The organism is Pseudomonas sp. RHF3.3-3, assembly GCF_048069595.1.
GTDB classification, from domain to species: domain Bacteria; phylum Pseudomonadota; class Gammaproteobacteria; order Pseudomonadales; family Pseudomonadaceae; genus Aquipseudomonas; species Aquipseudomonas fuscovaginae_B.
Genome location: NZ_CP182250.1, coordinates 6,041,464 through 6,060,883, shown reverse-complemented (window position 1 = coordinate 6,060,883; position 19,420 = coordinate 6,041,464). Strand labels below are relative to the sequence as shown.

General features: G+C 65.3%; 12 protein-coding genes. 6 read left to right on the top strand and 6 right to left on the bottom strand.

Translation table 11 applies throughout. The annotated features are described in order from the left end of the window. Positions 1-9: 9 nt before the first annotated feature. Positions 10-1,530, top strand: a complete 1,521-nt coding sequence (gene dacB / locus ACMGT0_RS26575; RefSeq protein WP_416770466.1) for a D-alanyl-D-alanine carboxypeptidase/D-alanyl-D-alanine-endopeptidase — start codon at positions 10-12, stop codon at positions 1,528-1,530. Positions 1,531-1,572: 42 nt separating this feature from the next. On the opposite strand, the gene ACMGT0_RS26570 is transcribed toward dacB, so the two are convergent. Then, positions 1,573-2,448, bottom strand: a complete 876-nt coding sequence (locus ACMGT0_RS26570) for a helix-turn-helix domain-containing protein (RefSeq protein WP_054060420.1) — start codon at positions 2,446-2,448, stop codon at positions 1,573-1,575. A gap of 148 nt (positions 2,449-2,596) precedes the next feature. Here ACMGT0_RS26570 and ACMGT0_RS26565 point away from each other — a divergent pair, with 148 nt between their 5' ends. Together ACMGT0_RS26565 and ACMGT0_RS26560 are read left to right on the top strand one after the other, a co-directional pair. Continuing rightward, entirely contained in the window at positions 2,597-3,499 is a 903-nt protein-coding gene (locus ACMGT0_RS26565; protein ID WP_054060421.1) for a DMT family transporter, read from the top strand. An 86-nt stretch (positions 3,500-3,585) separates the two neighbouring features. Then, on the top strand, positions 3,586-9,894 hold the full coding sequence (locus ACMGT0_RS26560) for an NEL-type E3 ubiquitin ligase domain-containing protein (RefSeq protein WP_416770464.1): 6,309 nt from the start codon (positions 3,586-3,588) through the stop codon (positions 9,892-9,894). Positions 9,895-9,915: 21 nt separating this feature from the next. On the opposite strand, the gene ACMGT0_RS26555 is transcribed toward ACMGT0_RS26560, so the two are convergent. The 5 genes from ACMGT0_RS26555 to ACMGT0_RS26535 all read right to left on the bottom strand — a co-directional run bounded on the left by ACMGT0_RS26555 (position 9,916) and on the right by ACMGT0_RS26535 (position 15,255). Beyond that, positions 9,916-10,890, bottom strand: coding sequence for a 2-hydroxyacid dehydrogenase (locus ACMGT0_RS26555; RefSeq protein ID WP_054060426.1), 975 nt, complete (start codon positions 10,888-10,890; stop codon positions 9,916-9,918). A gap of 236 nt (positions 10,891-11,126) precedes the next feature. After that, positions 11,127-12,083 carry a LysR family transcriptional regulator gene (locus ACMGT0_RS26550; RefSeq protein ID WP_054060423.1) on the bottom strand — a complete coding sequence of 319 codons (957 nt, stop codon included), beginning with the start codon at positions 12,081-12,083 and terminating at the stop codon, positions 11,127-11,129. A gap of 97 nt (positions 12,084-12,180) precedes the next feature. Further along, a complete protein-coding gene (locus ACMGT0_RS26545; RefSeq protein ID WP_416770461.1) occupies positions 12,181-14,478 on the bottom strand; it encodes a hypothetical protein in 2,298 nt (765 codons plus the stop codon). Positions 14,479-14,484: 6 nt separating this feature from the next. Further along, positions 14,485-14,832: a hypothetical protein gene (locus ACMGT0_RS26540; RefSeq protein WP_054060424.1), complete on the bottom strand. Its 348-nt coding sequence runs from the start codon at positions 14,830-14,832 to the stop codon at positions 14,485-14,487. 15 nt (positions 14,833-14,847) lie between these two features. Then, positions 14,848-15,255, bottom strand: a complete 408-nt coding sequence (locus ACMGT0_RS26535; protein WP_054060425.1) for a hypothetical protein — start codon at positions 15,253-15,255, stop codon at positions 14,848-14,850. Between the two features lie 262 nt (positions 15,256-15,517). Between ACMGT0_RS26535 and ACMGT0_RS26530 the strand changes: the two genes are divergently transcribed. Genes ACMGT0_RS26530 through ACMGT0_RS26520 form a run of 3 tightly spaced genes read left to right on the top strand, consistent with a single transcriptional unit; the run spans position 15,518 to position 19,416 of the window. Further along, positions 15,518-17,029: an efflux transporter outer membrane subunit gene (locus ACMGT0_RS26530; protein WP_054061714.1), complete on the top strand. Its 1,512-nt coding sequence runs from the start codon at positions 15,518-15,520 to the stop codon at positions 17,027-17,029. 10 nt (positions 17,030-17,039) lie between these two features. After that, the gene (locus ACMGT0_RS26525; RefSeq protein WP_416770459.1) at positions 17,040-19,226 is read left to right on the top strand and encodes an FUSC family protein; all 2,187 of its coding nucleotides are present in this window, start codon (positions 17,040-17,042) and stop codon (positions 19,224-19,226) included. Continuing rightward, positions 19,216-19,416: a DUF1656 domain-containing protein gene (locus ACMGT0_RS26520; RefSeq protein WP_010445139.1), complete on the top strand. Its 201-nt coding sequence runs from the start codon at positions 19,216-19,218 to the stop codon at positions 19,414-19,416. The genes ACMGT0_RS26525 and ACMGT0_RS26520 overlap by 11 nt, the downstream gene beginning before the upstream one ends. Positions 19,417-19,420 lie beyond the last annotated feature (4 nt).

Genomic DNA, 19,420 nt, shown 5'->3' with positions numbered 1-19,420 from the left:
GGGCATTGGATGAATTGGCTACAAGGTTTCACCGGCAGGGGCGTCGTGGTCGTCTGCTGCGCATTGCTCGGGGCCTGTTCCAGCAAGGCGCCGCCAGCACCCGAGCCGGTGCGTACGGTTATCCTGCAGGCGGCGCAGTTGCCGTTGCCGCTGCCACGTTCGAATTTCTGCGCCGGGCTCGACAACACCCTGCGCAGCCCGGTCATGCAGGGGGCGGTGACCTCGCTGGTGGTGCGTGAGGCGGGCAGCGGCAGGCTGGTTTGCGAATACAACGCCCAAAGCCGGCTGGTGCCGGCTTCGAGCATGAAGCTGGTGACCACGGCGGCGGCCATGGACGTGCTGGGCGCCGACTTCCGTTTTTCCACCACCGTGCTGAGCACCGGCGTGCAGCAGGGTGGGCTGCTGGTCGGCGACCTGTACCTGCGCGGCAGCGGCGACCCGAGCATGCGTCAGGAGGATTACCAGGCCCTGGCGGCGGATCTCGCCCGCAAGGGCATCACCCGGGTGCGGGGCCGGCTGATCCTCGACGACACCGCTTTCGACCGCCAGCGCCTCGGGCTCGACTGGGACCCGGCGGATGAGCAGCAGTACTTCGCCGCGCAGATTTCCGCCTTGAGCGTGTCGCCGAATGCCGACTTCGATGCCGGCTCGATCCTGGTCAATGTGCGGGCTGCGGGTGTACGCCAGCCTCCACGGGTCAGTTTCACTCCAGAGAACCGCTACATGACCCTGGCCAATCGCGCGATCACCGGGCGTGGTGGTCCGCTGGTGGTCAGCCGGGCCTCCGGCAGCAACCTGCTGCAGATCAGCGGGGCCTTGCCCAAGGGCGCCGAGCGTGTGGTGCAGCTGAGTGTCTGGGAGCCGACCGGGCTGGTGGCCGACGTGTTCCGTAGCGCGCTGCTCCAGCGCGGTATCGTCGTCGAAGGTGGCAGCGTGCTGGGACTGGCCACGCCAGCCCAGGCCCGGCCGCTGGCGGAGCACCAGTCACCGGTGCTGGCGGAGCTGATGCCGCCGTTGCTCAAACTGTCGAACAACAACATGGCGGAAATCCTGCTCAAGGCCATGGGCCGCAAGACCGCCAACAGCGGCACGGCGGTGGCGGGCGCGGCGGCGGTGAGCGGTTTCCTGCAGCGCCAGGGCGTCTCGCCGGCCGGTTTGCAGCAGTTCGACGGTTCCGGCCTGTCCCGGCGTAACCAGGTGTCGGCGCGGACCCTCAGCGATCTGCTGCTGGCGGTGCGCAACCGGCCCTGGTTCAACGCCTGGTACGCGGCGCTGCCGGTGGCCGGCAACCCCGAGCGGATGGTCGGCGGCACCTTGCGCAAGCGTCTGCGCGGCACGGCGGCGGCGAACAATGTGCACGCCAAGACCGGCAGCATGCGTGGCGTGTCGTCGCTGGCCGGATACGTCACCAGCGGCAACGGACAACCGCTGGTGTTCGCCATGTTGACCAACAACTACCGGGTGGGCGGCTGGGCGATCAAGGACATCGAGAACCAGGTGGTGACGGCGCTGGCCAACAAGACCGATTGAGCCCTGGCCTGTGGGGGCAGTCCAGGGAGCAGTGTTCGACCTTCAGTACAGAAATGCCTGCCGGTACTGGCCGGGCGTGGCCCCCAGTACCTGGCGGAAGCGGTTGGTGAAGTGGCTGGCACTGGCGAAACCACAGGCCAGGGCGATCTCTCCGAGTGGCCGGGCACTGCCGCGCAACAGCACCCGCGCCCGTGCCAGGCGGCGCGCCAGGACATACTGGTGGGGCGGCAGGCCGAAGCTGTGGCGGAACATCCGCGCGAAGTGATATTCGGACAATGTACATAACCCGGCCAGCTCGCCAAGGCTCAACGGCTGTTCCAGCCGGTGGTCGATGTAGTCCACCAGCAGGCGCCGCTGATGCGCGGCCAGCCCGCCCTTGAGCCGCAATCCCTGGCGCAGGCCGACCTGGTTGAGCAGCGCATGATCGAGCAGGTCATGGGCCAGGCTGCTGCCGAGCAGGCGTTCCGCCGGTTCGTTCCAGTCCAGCCCGATCAGTTGGCGAAAGCGGCGGGCCTGCTGCGGGTCTTCGAGAAAGGTGTGCTCCTGCAACTGCAGTTCACGCGGCTCGCGGTCCAGCAGGGTGACGCAACCGAGGGCGAACTGCTCCGGGCTGAAGTACAGGTGCGCCAGCCGGATGCTGCCGTTGATCACCCAGCCGGACTGGTGTTCGGCCGGCAGGATGCACAGCTTGTCCGGGCCGCCCTTGGTCTCGGGCCGGCCACGGCGGAAGGTGCCGGTGCCACCGGCGAGGTAGCAGGACAGGGTGTGATGGCCGGGCGCCTCGTAATCCTGGGCATCGTGGTGGTTGCTCCAGATGGCGGCCGCCAGCCCGTCGCCCAGCTCGGCGCTGTGTTCCAGGCGCGAATGGGGCGAGCGGTTGAGGGCTTGAAAGACTTGCAGGGTATCCAGTGCGGACATGGTCTGTTCTCCAACGTCTCGCATGCTACTCCCTCGCGGGCCGGCTGCCAGCCCCAGGCGATGACCGTCGCGACAAAAGCGCAAGTTTATGCAAGCGCGAGCCTGCGCCATGGCCGCAGACTGGGCCGGACTTTCAGGAGCCCGCACCATGAACCTCTTTCTCTATCTGCTCACCGTACTGATCTGGGGTACCACCTGGATCGCCTTGAAACTGCAACTGGGCGTGGTGGCGATTCCGGTGTCGATCGTCTATCGCTTCGGCCTGGCGGCGCTGGTGCTGTTCGTCATGTTGCTGCTCAGCCGGCGCCTGCAGCCGATGAACCGGCGGGGTCACCTGATCTGCCTGGCCCAGGGCCTGTGCCTGTTCTGCCTGAATTTCATGTGTTTCCTCACCGCCAGCCAGTGGGTTCCCAGTGGCCTGGTGGCGGTGGTGTTTTCCACCGCGACCTTGTGGAATGCCCTGAACGCCCGGGTATTCCTCAGGCAGCGGATCGCCCGTAACGTGCTGCTGGGCGGCGCCCTGGGCCTGCTGGGGCTGGGCCTGCTGTTCTGGCCCGAACTGTCCGGGCACAGCGCCGGCCCGCATACCGCGCTGGGCCTCGGCCTGGCGTTGCTCGGTACCCTGTGCTTCTCGGCCGGCAACCTGCTTTCCAGCCTGCAGCAGAAGGCCGGGCTCAAGCCACTGACCACCAACGCCTGGGGCATGCTCTACGGCGCGGCGATGCTCGGCACCTACTGCCTGCTCAGCGGCATTCCCTTCGCCATGGAGTGGAACACCCGCTATATCGGCTCGTTGCTGTACCTGGTGATTCCGGGCTCGGTGATCGGTTTCACCGCCTACCTGACCCTGGTCGGTCGCATGGGGCCGGAACGGGCCGCGTACTGTACGGTGCTGTTCCCGCTGGTGGCGCTGAACGTCTCGGCCTATGCCGAGGGTTACCACTGGAGTGCCCCGGCACTGCTCGGGCTGCTGACGGTGATGGCCGGCAACGTGCTGGTGTTCCGCAAGCCCGCTGCCCCACGGCCTGCGGTGGCGGTGAAGACAGCATGAGCCCGGTCGGCGTGATACCCGGCTAACGCCCGGCGACCGTCGCGGTTTTCTAGGCTGGCGTTTTCAACGCTTGCCAGGGAGGCCGAATGAGCCCGCCGGAACCACCATCGCCAACCACCGCGTTACTCCCAGCCGATATCGCTGCGGGCGTCGACCCGCAGCTCGACGCCTTCGTCGCCCGCCAGAACCCGGGCCTGCATTCCCGTGACAGTTGGGCCCGGCAGCAGGTCCTCGACCATATCACCCAGACGTTCCAGGCTTCCATGGGCCCGCTGAACGAGAGGGAGCAGCGCACCTGGCTCGGTCTTTTCCATTCATTGAACGCGACCGGAAATGCCCTGGATACCGAGAGCCGGCGTCTGCTCGACGAGTTCGAACAGAACGGTCTGCGCGAGTTGCGCAAGTGGCTCAAGCAGATCAGCCGCCTGGACCTCGACCCGCAAACCACCTATCTGCACACCGCCTATGCCCTGGATCCGCAGACGCCTGGCAGCTTGCCATCGATCTTCAAGCGGGCACTCGATACCAGTAGCGTGACGGTCGTGGAGGTGGCGACGCTGTCGCTGTGGGACGCCGCACGCCTGAACTTCGCCTTCTTCGACTTCCCTGAAGTGAAAGGCCGCTGGATCAGCCATGACCAGGGGGCAGAGAGTGTCAGCAAGTACGGTCTGCTCGAGGTGGATGATTTCATCCGCATCGTCCGGGAACTGAACCTGGGCGCCGACCTGCGCCAGCGGGTCGAGAAGGCCCTGGCTCCCGATGCCGGGCTGAGCCGGGCGATCAGCGCGCACATGCACGACCTGTTCCGCTTCAACCTCTATGACGCGCCACGCAATGCCAACAACAGCGGCCTGAGCCGGGAACTGTTCGACGCCTTGCGCGATGCGCTGGAGCTCGGCCTGCCCTGGCTGAAGGTCGAGCATGTGTCGCTCAAGCTGCCGGACTCGCTGCCGGGCCGTATCGCCGAGGTGGAATTCACCATCGAGGAGGCGATCCTGCAGCTGTTTTCGTCGAGTCCTTCGGACCACGGGCGTTTCCATTTGCCGCTGCTGATCATCCGGGTCCCCGGGGTGGTCGGGCTGTACAGCTATTGTGCCGAGCGGCCGGGCGGGGTGTTGCGTCACCACGTGTCGCAGGCGGCCTTCGAACATGAGTTCAAGGCCCTGCTCCAGGTCGACAACGCCCGCGGACAACTGGGCTGGCTGATCTCCTCGCTGTCCTTCGAGCAGCAGGGCCGGCTCTGGCCACTGCTCGATCCCGAGCACAAGCCAGAGGGCCTGAACTGGGCCGCCGGGAAACTCTACGACGCCTTTCACTGGGTGTTTCCGGTCCGGACCCTGGATGACCTGGAGTTTGCCTACCAGCCCACCGGGCAGGATCCACAGCAGGCGTTGAGCACGTTCTACAGTTGGCGTTTTCGCGTCAATGTCGAGGCGATGGCGGTGTCCAAGGGGCAACAGGATTGGCGGGCGGTCAAGGAGGGGGTGATCACCTTCATGCACCATTTGCTCGACCTGTTGCTGACGCCGGTGCCGGGAGGGCTGGGCAGTATCGGCCGGATCGTCACGGCTGCCCTGGGCATGAATCTGGTGATGGAGCTGTACGAAGGGATCGAGCAGGCCGGGCAGGGTCATCCGGAAAGCCTGCTGCAGGCTGGGCTGGAAATCGGCAGCCTGTTGCTGATGGGCGGCTTGCATGGCTATGCCGGGCGCCTGGCTTCGCGACACATTGCCAGCGAGTTCGCCCAACTGGACCGGTACCGCATGGTGCCGGGTGGGAGCACGGTCACCCGCCTGTGGAAAGACAGCCTGATTCCTTATGCGCGCAAGCGTCTCGAACTGGCCTCGGTGTTCGATGGCGACGGGCTGGGCCGCCAGGGTGGCAAGCTGTATGGCCAGGCCAGGGAGAACGATCAGGAACTGACGGTCGAGCTGCAGTACGACAAAATCCTGCCGGGTTATCGGGCGGTCCCGGCCGACCCTGCGGCATTTCACCCGCCGATGGCCTACGATCCCGAGTCCCGGCGCTGGTCGGTGTCCCTCGACGACAGTCGAACGCTTTCGGATACCCGCCTGCTCGAGCGCATGGTCGCTCTGAAAGGGGGGACCCCGGAGCAGTTGCGGCGGGTTCTGGAGACCAGTGGCGTTTCCCGCGAGCATCTGGACCAGGTCTGGTCGGGGCAACTGCCGCAACCGGCGCTGGTTGAAGCGCTGGAGCGTTTCGAGGTCGAGCAGGGGATCGCCGGGATCGTGGCCGCCGACGAAGAGCAGGGCCTGCTGTCGCCCATGTCCCAGCGCGTGCTGTTCTGCCTCTTGCCTCACTTGTCACTCTGGCCCGAGGACCTTTGCCTGCGGGTTCATGACAGCAACGGCGAACTGCAGCAGGTTTATGGCCGGCGCCAGCGCCTGGGCATGTTCAGTCGCTCGGTAAACATCAGGCAACTGGCGCAGGGCGGTTTCGTCGAGCATTCCGGGGTGGCCGGCGCGGCGATGACCACCCTGGCCCATGAAGCCGGCGTGCTCGACCTGATCCTCGGCCTGTTGCCTGGCGAGACACTGATCGGCGGCATGGAGCCGGTGGTACGACGTGTGCTGGTGGGCGAGGTGCGTCTTCAACTCGGCGTGATGGCGCGTGAGCGTTCGGCAGAACTGTTCGACGCTCTGGGCATGTATTCGGGCTGGTTGAAGATCGATGCTGGCACCAGTACCCATGCCTCGAGCAGCGGCGCCATCGGCTACCTGCCGGTGTTCCTCGGCGGCATACCGCATTCGGTGGTGACCCTGCGCCTGTTGTATCCACACCTGTCGTTGCCCAGGCTGGCGCAGTTCCTGCGGGACAATCCGCTGTCGTCGACGCAGGTCGGGGAGTTGCTGGACGCTCGACGTGTGCCTTATCGGCTGCGCTACAGCCTGGATCGCGAGCAGCAGTTCAGCGTCCTGGGACGTGTGCTGGATGGCATTCGCCAGGTGCGTTCGTTCCATGAGTCAACGGATGCCTGGTTGCAATGCATCGCCGACGACTTTCTCCATGATCGCCTGGGCAGCGGCCTGAGGTGGGTCGAGGGTGACAGTGCGGCCTTGCCCGTGGCGGACCGGTTGTCGCTGCGTCGATACGGGCAAGGCGCCTACTCCACGTTGCAGGCACGCCACCAGCCGAACGTCGACCTGTCGGTGCCGAGCCAGAGTTTCTATCTGGCACTGGCCGCGTCGCTCTCGACGCGGGAGCAGGGACTGCTGGGGATGTCTTCGCCGCAGGACATCCAGTCGCTGCGCGACGGCATCTTTGCCTATCTGCTGACGTTGCGTCGGGAGGACGGCAGCCTGGGCCTGCGGCTGGAACAGTATGCGCGCCCGCTTCCGGTCAGCCCCCTTGCGGTGGCGGCTGTGCCAGGGCTGTACACGCTGGATCGGCGTTGGCTGGTACGCCTTGGCGAAGACTTTCATGAAGTCGAATGGGATGGTTTGTTCGGTGAGTGGCGGGGGCGGCACCCGACGGCCATGGGCGCCTATGGGCCCTTGCTGGAACACAATGGGCGCGGCGGCTGGTGGCATGAGTTCGAGCAGCCGTTGGCCTGGAGCGCGGAGCGGGCGCTGCGGCGCCTGCTGGGGGACGGCCCGGAGCTTTCCGAGAGTCTGGTCCGCCAGGTGCTGGGCACCAGTGGGGTGCCGGACAGCCTGCCCGGTCGGCTGCTGTTCGAGAACCAGGTGCCGGTGCCGCTGCTGGACGAGGTCAGCCGGCACTTCGGCCTGGCCCGCCCGCCGGCCCGTGCTGAGGCCTCCAGTGAACTCGCGCCCTTGGTGAGCGTTGTCCGGGAGCAGTTTCCGTCACTGAGTGAGGAACTGGCGCAGGCCATGCTGGAGCAGGCGGAGTCGTCCGAATGCCGGCTGATTCGCGAGTCCCGGCGGCTGCCGCTGGGGTTGGCCGAGGAGGCCCGCTACCTGAGTGGCGAGATCGACGTCTGCCGGCTGTACGAGAGCCTGTGCCTGCCCACCGAGAGAACCGACGTCAACGATACGTTGCTGTTGCAGTTGCTCGAACATTTGCCCGGTTGGGAGCCGAGCCTGCGGATCGAGTTGCGCCGCGATACGGCGGCCGGTCCGTTGATCGCCCGTGTCGGGGTCGATACGGCCATGACTCGCCGGATACTGGTCAAGAGCGATGCGGGTTATGAATCGTTCGCCATGGAGCGCGATGGTGCCCGCAGCCTGGCGACGGTTCATGAGGATCCGTTTTCCGCCGTGCTGCTGGCCTTGCCGCAATTGCGGCGTACCACTCTGGGGATCGCTCATCTCGGCGAGACGGTCGAGCAGGATCTGAAAAGGGTGATGTTCCAGAGGGCGGCAAGTGATCGCAATCAGCTCAGGCGCCTGCTCGGACAATCTCCGGTCATGCCCTGGGCCCACCTGCCGCAACGCCTGGTGCGCCTGGTCGGTGGCACGCTGGGCTATCCGCTGACCGGACGGGCAAGAGCGAGCGGCTATCCGCCCGGCCTGCTCAGAAAGCTCAGGGGGCTCTATCGCGGTTGTAGCGATGCGCAGTTGTTCAGCATTCTGGCGGACCTGGGCCGCACGACCGAGGAACGCACCCGGGCTGTCGAGGGGCTGCAGGCCGAGTATCGCCGGCTCAGGAAGGAACTGGCTGCCTGGGTGGCTGCACCGCTGCTCTATGAGCCCGAGTCTTTCTCTGTCGATAGCCGGGTCGTCCCGCGTCGGGAGATTGCCCGGCGTATCCGGCGCTGCTGGCGTCGCCAGAGCACCGGGGCGCAATCGCCGTTGTCCTACGTGTTGGTGCTCGACGGCCTGGAAGTCGAGGATCTGCCGGAGCTGAATGCCGATTTCAGCCATGTCACGCTGCTGTCGATGAACAACATGGGACTGGAAGGCGTTCGCTACCTGAGCCGGTTCCTGAGAAGCTTCACCGGGCTGACCACCTTGCGCATGGAGCGTAGCGGCTTGAGCAGCCTGCCCAACGGTATCTCCCAGTTGCAGAAGCTGCAGGTGCTGTCGCTGGAGAACAACCGCGTGCGCCTGATCCGGGGTACTGCACGGGAGCTGGAGGGATTGACGCAACTGCTCGAACTCAATCTCAATGGCAACCCGCTGGCCGTGCTCCCCGATTTTGCCAGCCTGCAGCGTTTGCGGGTGCTGCGGCTCAGTCACACCGGTATTCACGAATGGCCCCCCGGATTGCTTGGGCTCAGGGATCTGGTGAGGGTTGAGCTGCGGATGAACACCATCAGCGATCTGCCGGTGCAGTTGTTCAATGGGAACGATCAGCTCTGTCATGGGACCGATCTGTCGGGTAATCCACTGTCCTCCCAGGCACTCAGTGCGATTCTCAACTACCGGCAACGGCATGAGCAGCAGGTGAACTTCGGCATTGAGGACCTGCCGGTATCGTCCACGTTCGGGATCGACCGTTGGGCGGTGGGTGGCGAAAAGACCCCGCACAGGATCGCACTGTGGCGTCAGCTCAGGGATCTGCCGGGGGCGGACGTGTTCTTCCTGCTGTTCGAGCGCATGAGCTCCCCGCCGACCTTCTTCAGTGTGCACTATCAGGGGGCGCGCAACGATCTGAGTGCGCGGGTCTGGCGAGTGCTCGAGGTGGCCTCGCAGAGCCTGAGCCTGTGCAACCGGTTGTTTCAGATCGAGGGGCACTGGCGTTATTCGGGGTCCACCAGTTACCAGATTTTCAACCGCCTGGAGTTTGCCGTGAATTGCCACGAGGCCTTGAAGCTGGAGCCGCAGGCCGCCGAGTCCCGCTTGCTGACACTGTTGAGAGGGCAGTTCCGCCTGGAGGCCATGCGCCTGGCAAGCACTGTCCGGCATACGTCGCCGCTTTTCTGGTATCGGGCCTACTATGATGCACTGGCGCGGGACCTGGCCTTGCCCGACCAGTTCAATGGCCTGTTCAGCACCAGCCCGGTACGGCTCAGCCCACGACAGATCGAAGAGATGAAGGCGCAGGTGCTGAGCCAGGAGCTTGCCGTGCAGTCTCCCCAGTCACCGGTCACCGATCCGTCACGGATGTTGCTGAGTGAGGTACTCGAAGAGTTGCCCGAGGAGGTTGCGCCGGAGCCGCCCGAGGTGTTGCCCGAGTACCTGCCCCAGGAGGATGCCATGCCGGTCGAGGATGGCAGTTCTGCGCTGGTGCGGTTCCTGGTGAGCAACGATGTCTGGAGCAATTTCCTGATTCATGCCCATGACGCCGATTTTCAACGGGTCTTCGGCAAGCTGCTGGCGTACGACAGCCATCCGGAAGACAACGAGTATCGCCTGCTCTGGCGTACCCGGATGAGCCAGTTCCAGTACAACACGCGGCGTTCGGTCTGGGTCAGGTACTGGACCATCCGGGCACTGCTCAAGGAGGGGGTATCGGCCTTGGGCAGTGCCTGAGGCCGATCGGTCGCAAACGCCTCAGCCTTTCCAGACCTGCGGGTTGACCAGGTCCTGCGGGCGCTCGCCGAGCAGGGCGCTGCGCAGGTTGGCCAGCGCCCGGTTGGCCATGGCTTCGCGGGTTTCATGGGTGGCCGAGCCGATATGCGGCAGGGTCACGGCATTCTTCAACTGGAACAGGGGCGATTCGGCCAGCGGCTCCTTCTCGTAGACATCCAGCCCGGCACCGCGCAGGGTGCCGGCCTGCAGCGCCTGGATCAGTGCCGGCTCGTCCACCACCGGGCCGCGGGAGATGTTCACCAGGATCGCCCCCGGTTTCATCAGGCCCAGCTCACGCTCGCCAATCAGATGGCGGGTCTTCTCGCTGAGCGGCACCACCAGCACCACGAAGTCGGCTTCGGCCAGCAAGGCGTCGAGGCTGCGGTACTGGGCCCCCAGTTGCTGCTCCAGCTCGGTCTTGCGGCTGTTGCCGCTGTAGAGAATCGGCATGTTGAAACCGAAGTGGCCGCGGCGGGCGACGGCGGCGCCGATATTGCCCAGGCCGACGATACCCAGTGTCTTGCCATAGACGTCGGTGCCGAACAGGTCCGGGCCGATGGTGGCTTTCCACTGGCCGGCCTTGGTCCAGGCATCCAGCTCGGCCACCCGGCGAGCGGTGCTCATCAGCAGCGCGAAACCGACGTCGGCGGTGCTTTCGGTGAGCACGTCGGGGGTATTGGTGAGCATGATCCCGCGTTCGCTGAGGTAGGCCACGTCATAGTTGTCGTAGCCGACCGAGACACTGGAAACCACTTCGAGCCTGCCGGCGTTTTCCAGCTGGGCGCGGCCCAGCTTGCGCCCGACACCGATCAGGCCGTGGGCATGGGGCAGGGCTTCGTCGAACTGGGCACTGAGATCGCCAAGCTTGGGATCCGGGACTATCACCTCGAAATCCTGGCGCAGTTGCTCGACCATGGCAGGGGTGATGCGGCTGAAGGCAAGTACGGTTTTTTTCATCGCGAAGCTCATCGAACGGCGGGGATAGCAAGCACGCTATCATTTTTCGCCGGGGGGCTGTAGGGGCGAGTAAGGCTTGAGGGCTCCTTCGCGGGCAAGTCGGATCGCCGCACCGCCGGCTCCTACAGGTCATCAGTCGCTTGCGGATTTGTGGTTCGACACGGACCTTGTAGGAGCGTGGCTTGCCCGCGAAGGGGCCCTCAAGCCTGCACACAATCCTGGGCTCTTCCACCGTCTCAGGTCGCCAGGCGTACGCTGCTCAGTTCATAGGCGGCCAGCTCGGCCTGGTGGGCGGCGAGGATTTCCGGCAGCGAGCCGCGCAGGTACTCGACCCAGGTCTTGATCTTGGCATCCAGGTACTGCCGCGATGGATAGATCGCGTACAGGTTCAGTTCCTGGGAACGGTACTCGGGCATCATGCGCACCAGGCTGCCGTTGCGCAGGCCTTCGATGGCCGCGTACACCGGCAGTACGCCGACGCCCATGCCGCTGGTGATCGCGGTTTTCATCGCGTCGGCCGAGTTCACCAGGAACGGCGAGCTGGACAGGGTCACCGCCTCCTGGCCATCCGGGCCGTTGAAGGTCCAGTTGTCCAGGGCCGTTACCGGACTGACCAGGCGCAGGCAGGCGTGGTTGAGCAGTTCGCTGGGCTTGCGCGCGCAGCCGTTGGCTTTCACGTACTCGGGCGAAGCGCAGACGATGCTGTAGGTGATGCCCAGCCGTTGCGAGACGAAACCGGAGTCGGGCAGCTCCTTGGCGAGCACGATGGACACGTCGTAGCCCTCGTCCAGCAGGTCCGGCACGCGGTTGGCCAGGGTCAGGTCGAAGGTCACGTCCGGGTGGGTCTTGCGGTAGCGGGCAATCGCATCGATCACGAAATGCTGGCCGACCCCGGTCATGGTGTGCACTTTCAGCAGCCCGGCCGGCCGCGCATGGGCGTCGCTGGCTTCGGCCTCGGCTTCCTCGACGTAGGCCAGGATCTGTTCGCAGCGCAGCAGGTAGCGCTTGCCGGCTTCGGTCAGGGCGATACGGCGGGTGGTACGGTTGAGCAGGCGGGTTTGCAGGTGGGCTTCCAGGTTGGAGACCGCGCGCGAGACGTTGGCCGTCGTGGTGTCCAGTTGTACGGCGGCGGCGGTGAAGCTCCCGGCTTCGGCCACGCAACTGAAGGCGCGCATGTTTTGCAAAGTGTCCATGGGGCTCTCTCTGGGGCGATGGTAAATTGTGACACGAAGTAACAGGGCGATGTGCAGCTTGTCTCCGCCCGAATGTGGCGCTTTTGCGCCATCGGCTTCATTCGACCCGCCAGGCCCCCTTCACCTTGGCGTCATAGTAGTCGTCGATGTAGGCGAAAAACACCTCCTTCAGGGCTTCCCGGGCCAGTTGCAGGTGGTGCTCGTCCAGGTTGTCGCGGGCGGCCTTGGCGGCCTCGAACAGGCTATCGACGACGTGGCTTCCAGCCGGTGAGATGCGCCTCCTGATTTCTTCGAGCTCCTGAACGATCAGCGTCTTTTCGCTGCCATTGGCAATATTGTTCAGCAGCTTGTCGAAGGCGTTCGCATGCTTGTGAACATAGCCGTCCCACCAGTCGATGTCGGCCTGCGTGCGCTTGCTCAGTTTGCCCAGGGCGAGCGGTAACAACAGGTCCAGCGACTGGCTGCCCAGCTGTTCCCCGAGCAGGCTGTGCAGAAGGCCGCCGAGGCCGACCTCGACCGTCAGCGGGGTGGGGGTATCGATGGTCCGATTGACATTGTCGGTTTGCGTGAGGAGTTTCTGGCTCAACAGCAACACCGGTTTCCCCTCCTTGATCTTCAGCGAGAACGTCGCCGAGACGCCATGTTGCTGATACACCACCGTGCCGGCGATCATCGCCACGATAGGCGCCGGGTCGAAGCCGTTGACGCCGAGCCGGGACAGGCCGCTCGAGACCAGGTTCTGCAGGCTTTCCAGGCTGTTGAACTGGCCGTTGAGCGTAAGGTCCAGGTAGGTCCCGCTCAGGTGCGGGTCATCGTCCTTGACCGACGACAGGCTGAGTTTCACCGAGGTTTGCGCACTGGCACCGGCGGCGACCTTGAGTTTTGCTTCGGTGCTGATGCTCCGGGTTTCGGTGTCGGCCTTGGCCGTATGGATCTTCAGGCTGTCCGGGCGCAGCAGCAGTGCATGCTCCGTGAACCGCTGGCTGATGGCCCGGTCCTCTTTCGAGTCTTCAGCGATATCGTTGCTGATCTTGAGATGGATGTATTGGTTGGCCAACTCCCGGGAGCGGCTGTCGACTGCCTCTGTGAGCTCTTTTCGCTTGCGGGAGTCCAGATTGCGCAGTACCGCGCTGGTCAGTTGCTCGCTGCTGTTGTCGACATGTTCGTCTATGGCGCTGATTAATTGCTGCGCTGTGGTGTTGTCGCGGTGTGTTCTATCAAGGCGCGTTCTGGCGAGCTCCGGGTAGCTGTCATGCAACCCGATGATATCCATCGCCTGGTTTTTCGTGGTGTGCAGGATGTCCGCCTTTACCGTCGCCCCCAGCGTGACGACGCCCAGGCCATCGAATTCGGCGCTACCGGTCAGGGCAACCCGCGTGCCGCGTTCGATCTGGAACGGCTGGGCCTTGGGGCTGTGTCGCTCGAACCCCGGCGAGGCGAGGCCGTTTTCCCGCAGCTTTTTTTCCAGGTAGAGCTGGCTCTGGGCGGCAAGCCGGATGTTGCGCTTGTAGTGGTTGCAACTGGCGAACAGGTTGCGGCTCTGGGTGAGCATGTCGCGCTTGGAGCCGTTCCACCAGGTCCATTTGGAGCGGCTGCGGGCATTGGCATAGGCGTCGATATCGCCGTACTTGCGGACGGTGGACTTCTCGACCGACACACCTGCCTGTGCCGAGGCCACTCTGGCTGACAACTTTGCCGTCACCCCCGCGCTGACGCTGGTGGTATCCCTGATGATGCGGCCCTGGGTGGTGCTCAGTCCCGTGGACAGCTCCATGCCTGGCACGATACTGGCCATGCCCGGTACCCCCATGCCCACTCCCAGCCGGGTCTGGTTACCCAGTGAGCCACCCTCGGCCACCGTGGCCCGGCTTTTGGCCAGGGCCTGGTCCAGCACGGTTTTGCTGCGCTGGTCGCGGCTGGCACGAAACTGCCATTTGAGCATCCGGCACAGGTCGCGTTGCTCCTCGTGCTCCTGGCGTTGTGGTTCGGCGCCGGTGCGGGCGAGTTCGTCAAATGATTGCTGGGCCGCCTTGAAGTACTCGTAGCAGGCCTGTGCCTCCTTTTTGCCGAGGCTGGCCGGGTCGGGGGCGCCGCTGGTGCGCGACAGCAACTGTCGGTAGAGCTTTTGCTGGGTGGCACGCCGGGCAGGCGGGCTGTCTGCCAGCTTTTCCAGGAAGTGATGGGAAAGCGTGCCAACGGTTGTCGGGGGGCGGTCCTGGCTGGCAGGGGCCGCTTGGACGCCTTGCAGGTGTTGCGTGAGGTCCTGCGGGGACGGGTTCAGCGACGGGGCTTCGTCGTGGTACGAGTCCATGCGGGTGAAGCTGAGCAACCTGGGGGCTGCAGGATCGCTGGGAAACAGGGCCTGCTTGTTTTGCACCGCGCTGGAGAGCTTCATGGTTCGTCACTCCGGCGCCTGGCAGCGTCGCAGGAAAAAATCGCAGGCGTCGAGGATGCCGGTCCTTTCGCCCAGGCAGGGTTCGACGAACAGGGCCTTGACCGCCTGGTCGCGGAACCAGGTATCGAACAGCAGCATCACGGGGGCATCGGGGCCCTGGACGATAAAGTCGGGCGAGCCACTACCGGCCGGTGCATCGGGGCGGGCGAGCATGAGCAGCAGTCTTGGCCGGTCGTACTCCAGCCAGAGCCGGTGCTGATCCCAATCGGTGGCGAGTTGGAAGTAGTCGGCCGGCGGATCCGGCAGTTGGCGGCTCAGAAGGCGGATGAAGTCATCACGGATGGCTTCGGACATGGTGAGCGTCCTGTTTCAGTCGGCGGAGTGTTTGGCGGCACTGGAGAGGTTGAAGAAGGTGGTCAGTTCTCTCAGTACCTGTTCCGGGGAGTGGGCCGGGCGGATCAGCCCCCTGACGACGGGTGTCGTCTCCTGGCAGTCGATGCTCATGTGGCTGCGGCACAGGCTCAGGTTGAGCTGTTGCCAGTGCCGTACCGCGATGTGCCCGACGCCCTGCAATGCCCGGCTGACCCGGTAGCCGTCGGCGTACTCGAGGGTGCAGGGATCGCCATCCAGAGTCAGCAGGTGCAAGCGGTCTTCGCGCCGTTCGACCGCGATTCGCAAGTCGTCGAGCAGGCAGTGTTGCAATGCATCCAGGGGATCGGGAGGGGCGAGGGAGCGGTAAAGACCACAGCGCTTGCGTAGTTCGAGAGACAGATTCATGGAATGCCTCTGACTTGTGTTTTTTATTGTCAGTCCGGTGACAACGTCGATATGGATTCAGACTGGCATGGCGGTTGGGTCGCCAATATCACAATGCGCTCATGGACCGGGTCGCTCCGGCACGTCATTTCGCCATCGCCTGCGACGGATTATCGCGGGAACGGTAACAAATATTCGCAGGAATCCACGCTTATCGCCGTGCCGGGCGCCCCCTAGAATTGCCGCTCCAAAGCTTCTCCATCCATGTCGGGAATTCGCAGCAGTGCCGCGTCGCATCAGCAGAGAGTTGAAGACTCTCAGTGTTTGGGCTTTATCCTTGGCTATCAGCGGCTGCATCGGAACCGGAGGAATTGCCCCACAAGGCAAGAGCCTCGCCGCCAACACCCTTTCCACCGACGAAGCGATCCGCAGCGCCGCGCGCGATGCCCACTGGCCGACAGCCCGTTGGTGGCAGGCCTATGGCGATCCGCAACTCGACCAATGGCTCGACCTGGCCCTGCAAGGCAGCCCGAGCCTGGCCATGGCCGCCGCCCGGGTGCGCCAGGCGCGGGCCCTGGCCGGTCTGGCCGAATCGGCCGAGGCGCTGCAGGTCAACGGCCAGTCGACCCTCAAGCGCCACAAGTGGGCCACCGATCCGTTCTACGGGCCCGGTGATTTGGCTGGCTCCAACACCTGGGACAACAATGCGGCCCTTGGCCTGAGCTATTCCCTCGACCTCTGGGGCCGCGAGAGCAACGCGACCGAACGCGCCGTGGACCTGGCACACATGAGTGCCGCCGAGGAGCGCCAGGCCCGCCTGGAGTTGCAGGGCAACATCGTGCGGGCCTACATCCGGTTGTCGCTGCATTACGCCCAGCGCGATATCGTCGAGGCGACCCTGACCCAGCAGACGCAGATTCTCGACCTGGCACAACGCCGCCTGGCAGGCGGCATCGGTACCCAGTTCGAAGTCAGCCAGGCCCAGGCGCCGTTGCCGGAAACCCACCGCCAGCTCGATGCGCTGGACGAGGAAATCGCCCTGAGCCGCAACCAGCTGGCGGCCCTGGCCGGTTTCGGTCCGGGCGAGGGCGCGCGCCTCAAGCGTCCATCGCTGTCTCTGCGCACCGCACTGAAACTGCCGTCGGCCCTGCCGGTCGACCTGCTCGGCCAGCGCCCCGACGTGGTCGCCAGCCGCTGGCAGGTCGCGGCCCAGGCCCGCGGCATCGACGTGGCCCATGCCGGTTTCTACCCCAACGTCGACCTGGTCGGCAGCCTCGGCTACATGGCCACCGGCGGCGGCATGCTGGAGTTCCTGGCCGGGAAGAAATTCAACTACAGCGTCGGCCCGGCGATCTCGTTGCCGATCTTCGATGGCGGCCGCCTGCGTGCCGAACTGGGCGAAGCCACGGCCGGCTACGACATCGCCGTGGCTCATTACAACCAGACGCTGGTCAATGCCCTCAAGGGTATTTCCGATCGATTGATCCGCCGCGAGTCGCTGGACAAGCAGCAGGCCTTTGCCGCCGAGTCGGTGGCGGCGGCGCAGAAAACCTACGACCTGGCGATGATCGCCTACCAGCGCGGCCTCACCGACTACCTCAATGTGCTCAATGCGCAGACCCTGCTGTTTCACCAGCAGCAGGTCGAGCAGCAGGTCCAGGCCGCGCGCCTGAGTGCCCACGCCGAGCTGGTCACCGCCCTGGGCGGTGGCCTCGGTGCAGGCAACGATGTACCGGCGCCGGAGCGCAGCATGCCGTCCAGACCACCCGCCGTAATGGCCGCCTTCGATCACTGAGAATCGCCCCATGACTCCCTTGCCCGCCCCGGTGCGCTGGCTGTACTCCCTCGAATGGCGTCGCGGTTTCTTTGACTGGGCGCGTAGCGATGGCGTGACCTGGGTCTATATCTTCAAGGTCCTGGCCGCCGCCTTCCTGACCCTCTGGCTGGCCATGCGCCTGGAGTTGCCGCAGCCGCGCACGGCGATGATCACCGTGTTCATCGTCATGCAGCCGCAGAGCGGCCACGTGTTCGCCAAGAGTTTCTATCGCCTGCTCGGCACCCTGGCCGGCTCGGCGATGATGGTGTTGCTGATCGCCCTGTTCGCGCAGAACACCGAGCTGTTTCTTGGCGCCCTGGCGATCTGGGTCGGGGTCTGCTCGGCCGGTGCGGCGCGCAACCGCAACTTCCGCGCCTACGGTTTCGTCCTCGCCGGCTACACCGCGGCGATGGTCGGCCTGCCGGCCCTGGCACACCCGGAAGGGGCGTTCATGGCGGCGGTGTGGCGGGTGCTGGAGATCGCCCTGGGGCTGGTCTGCTCGACCTTCGTCAGCGCCGCGATCCTGCCGCAGAGCGCCAGTGCGGCGATGCGCAACGCGCTCTACCAGCGCTTCGGCGCCTTTGCCGGGTTCGTCAGCAGCGGCCTGCGTGGCCCCCATGCCAGCGCGGCGTTCGAAACCGCCAACATCGGTTTCATCGCCCAGGCCGTGGGCATAGAGGGCCTGCGCAGCGTCACCGTCTTTGAAGATCCGCACATGCGTCGGCGCAACGGTCGCCTGAACCGGCTGAACAGCGAGTTCATGGCCCTGACCACCCGCTTCAATGCCCTGCACCAACTGCTGGAGCGCTTGCGCGCTGACCAGGCCCCGACGGTGTTCGCCTTGATCGAGCCGGGCTTCCGGGGCCTGGCCGAACTGCTCGACGGTTTTGCCGGGCGCGGCCTGACCGACGCCGATGCCGCACGCCTGGCGCAGCAACTGGCCGACTACAAGGCGAGCCTGCCGGAGCAGGTGCGCAGCCTGCGTTCGGCGTTCCTGGAGCGCGAGCCGGACGAAGCCGACCTGCTGGATTTCCACACTGCCTTCGAACTGCTCTACCGCTTCGTCGAGGAACTGCACAGCTATGCGTTGACCCACGCGTCCCTGGCCGACCACCGCCACGAACGCGAGCAGTGGGACGAATCCTTCGTGCCCAAGACCAACTGGCTGGCGGCCTCGGCGTCGGGCCTCCGGGCCGCGTTCATCCTGCTGGTGCTCGGCAGTTACTGGGTCGCCACCGCCTGGCCGAGCGGGGCGACCATGACCCTGATCGCCGCCGCCACGGTCGGCCTGTCGGCCGCGACCCCGAATCCCAAGCGCATGTCGTTCCAGATGGCCTGCGGGACCTTTCTCGGCGCGCTGATCGGCTTTGGCGAGATGTTCTTCGTGTTCCCCTGGATCGACGGCTTCGCGCTGCTGTGCCTGGTGCTTGCCCCGGTGTTCGTGCTGGGCGCCTTCCTCGCCTCGCGCCCGGCCTACATGGGAGTGGGGGTCGGCCTGCTGATTTTCTTCAGCACCGGCTCGGTCCCGGACAACCTGACGGTCTACAACCCCTACACCTTCATCAACGACTACATCGGCATGGTCATGGGCATGCTGGTCTGCGCGGCGGCGGGCGCGATCATCCTGCCGCCCAACAGCCGCTGGCTCTGGCAGCGGCTGGAGCAGGACCTGCGCGAGCAGGTGGTGTTCGCCATCAGCGGCAGGCTCAAGGGCCTCGGTTCGGCCTTCGAAAGCGGTACCCGCGACCTGCTGCACCAGGCCTACGGTTTCGCCGCGGGCCAGCCGCAGGTGCAGAGTTCGCTGTTGCGCTGGATGTTCGTGGTGCTGGAGGTCGGCCACGCGATCATCGAGCTGCGCAAGGAACAGGCGATCCTGCCGGTGCATCCGGCCTATGCCGAATCGCAGCCGTGGCGCCAGTCGATCCGGGTCATGGGCCGCTCGCTGATGCGCCTGTTCATCCAGCCGGGCGCCAGCAACCTGGAGCGCGCACTGGTGGCGGTGGACCACGCCATCAGCCGGGTCCAGGCCACCGACGAACCCTTTGCCCGCCACTTCGACACCTCGGTGCTGCGCCGGGTGCAAAGCTACCTGCACTTCATCCGCACCTCGCTGCTGGACCCGCGTTCGCCGCTGGCGGCCCTGGGCCACCCACAAGGAACTGCCCATGCTTCGTGAAATCGCCTTCCACGGCCTCTACCTGCCGACCGTGACCCTGGTGTTCCTGGTGGCCGCCGGGGTGGGTTGGGCGCTCGACCGCTTCATCGCCAGCCATGACCTGTACCGCTTCTTCTGGCATCCGGCGCTGCTGCGCCTGAGCCTGTTCAGTTGCATCTTCGGCGCCCTGGCGCTCACTGTTTACCGTTGAGAAC

What these genes read in the sequence shown, in the direction of transcription:
- ACMGT0_RS26525 (WP_416770459.1), top strand. Translation starts at nt 17,040, where the DNA reads ATGACTCCCTTGCCCGCCCCGGTGCGCTGGCTGTACTCCCTCGAATGG.
- ACMGT0_RS26555 (WP_054060426.1), bottom strand. Translation starts at nt 10,890, where the DNA reads ATGAAAAAAACCGTACTTGCCTTCAGCCGCATCACCCCTGCCATGGTC.
- ACMGT0_RS26570 (WP_054060420.1), bottom strand. Translation starts at nt 2,448, where the DNA reads ATGTCCGCACTGGATACCCTGCAAGTCTTTCAAGCCCTCAACCGCTCG.
- ACMGT0_RS26565 (WP_054060421.1), top strand. Translation starts at nt 2,597, where the DNA reads ATGAACCTCTTTCTCTATCTGCTCACCGTACTGATCTGGGGTACCACC.
- ACMGT0_RS26550 (WP_054060423.1), bottom strand. Translation starts at nt 12,083, where the DNA reads ATGGACACTTTGCAAAACATGCGCGCCTTCAGTTGCGTGGCCGAAGCC.
- ACMGT0_RS26535 (WP_054060425.1), bottom strand. Translation starts at nt 15,255, where the DNA reads ATGAATCTGTCTCTCGAACTACGCAAGCGCTGTGGTCTTTACCGCTCC.
- ACMGT0_RS26520 (WP_010445139.1), top strand. Translation starts at nt 19,216, where the DNA reads ATGCTTCGTGAAATCGCCTTCCACGGCCTCTACCTGCCGACCGTGACC.
- ACMGT0_RS26540 (WP_054060424.1), bottom strand. Translation starts at nt 14,832, where the DNA reads ATGTCCGAAGCCATCCGTGATGACTTCATCCGCCTTCTGAGCCGCCAA.
- dacB (WP_416770466.1), top strand. Translation starts at nt 10, where the DNA reads ATGAATTGGCTACAAGGTTTCACCGGCAGGGGCGTCGTGGTCGTCTGC.
- ACMGT0_RS26560 (WP_416770464.1), top strand. Translation starts at nt 3,586, where the DNA reads ATGAGCCCGCCGGAACCACCATCGCCAACCACCGCGTTACTCCCAGCC.
- ACMGT0_RS26545 (WP_416770461.1), bottom strand. Translation starts at nt 14,478, where the DNA reads ATGAAGCTCTCCAGCGCGGTGCAAAACAAGCAGGCCCTGTTTCCCAGC.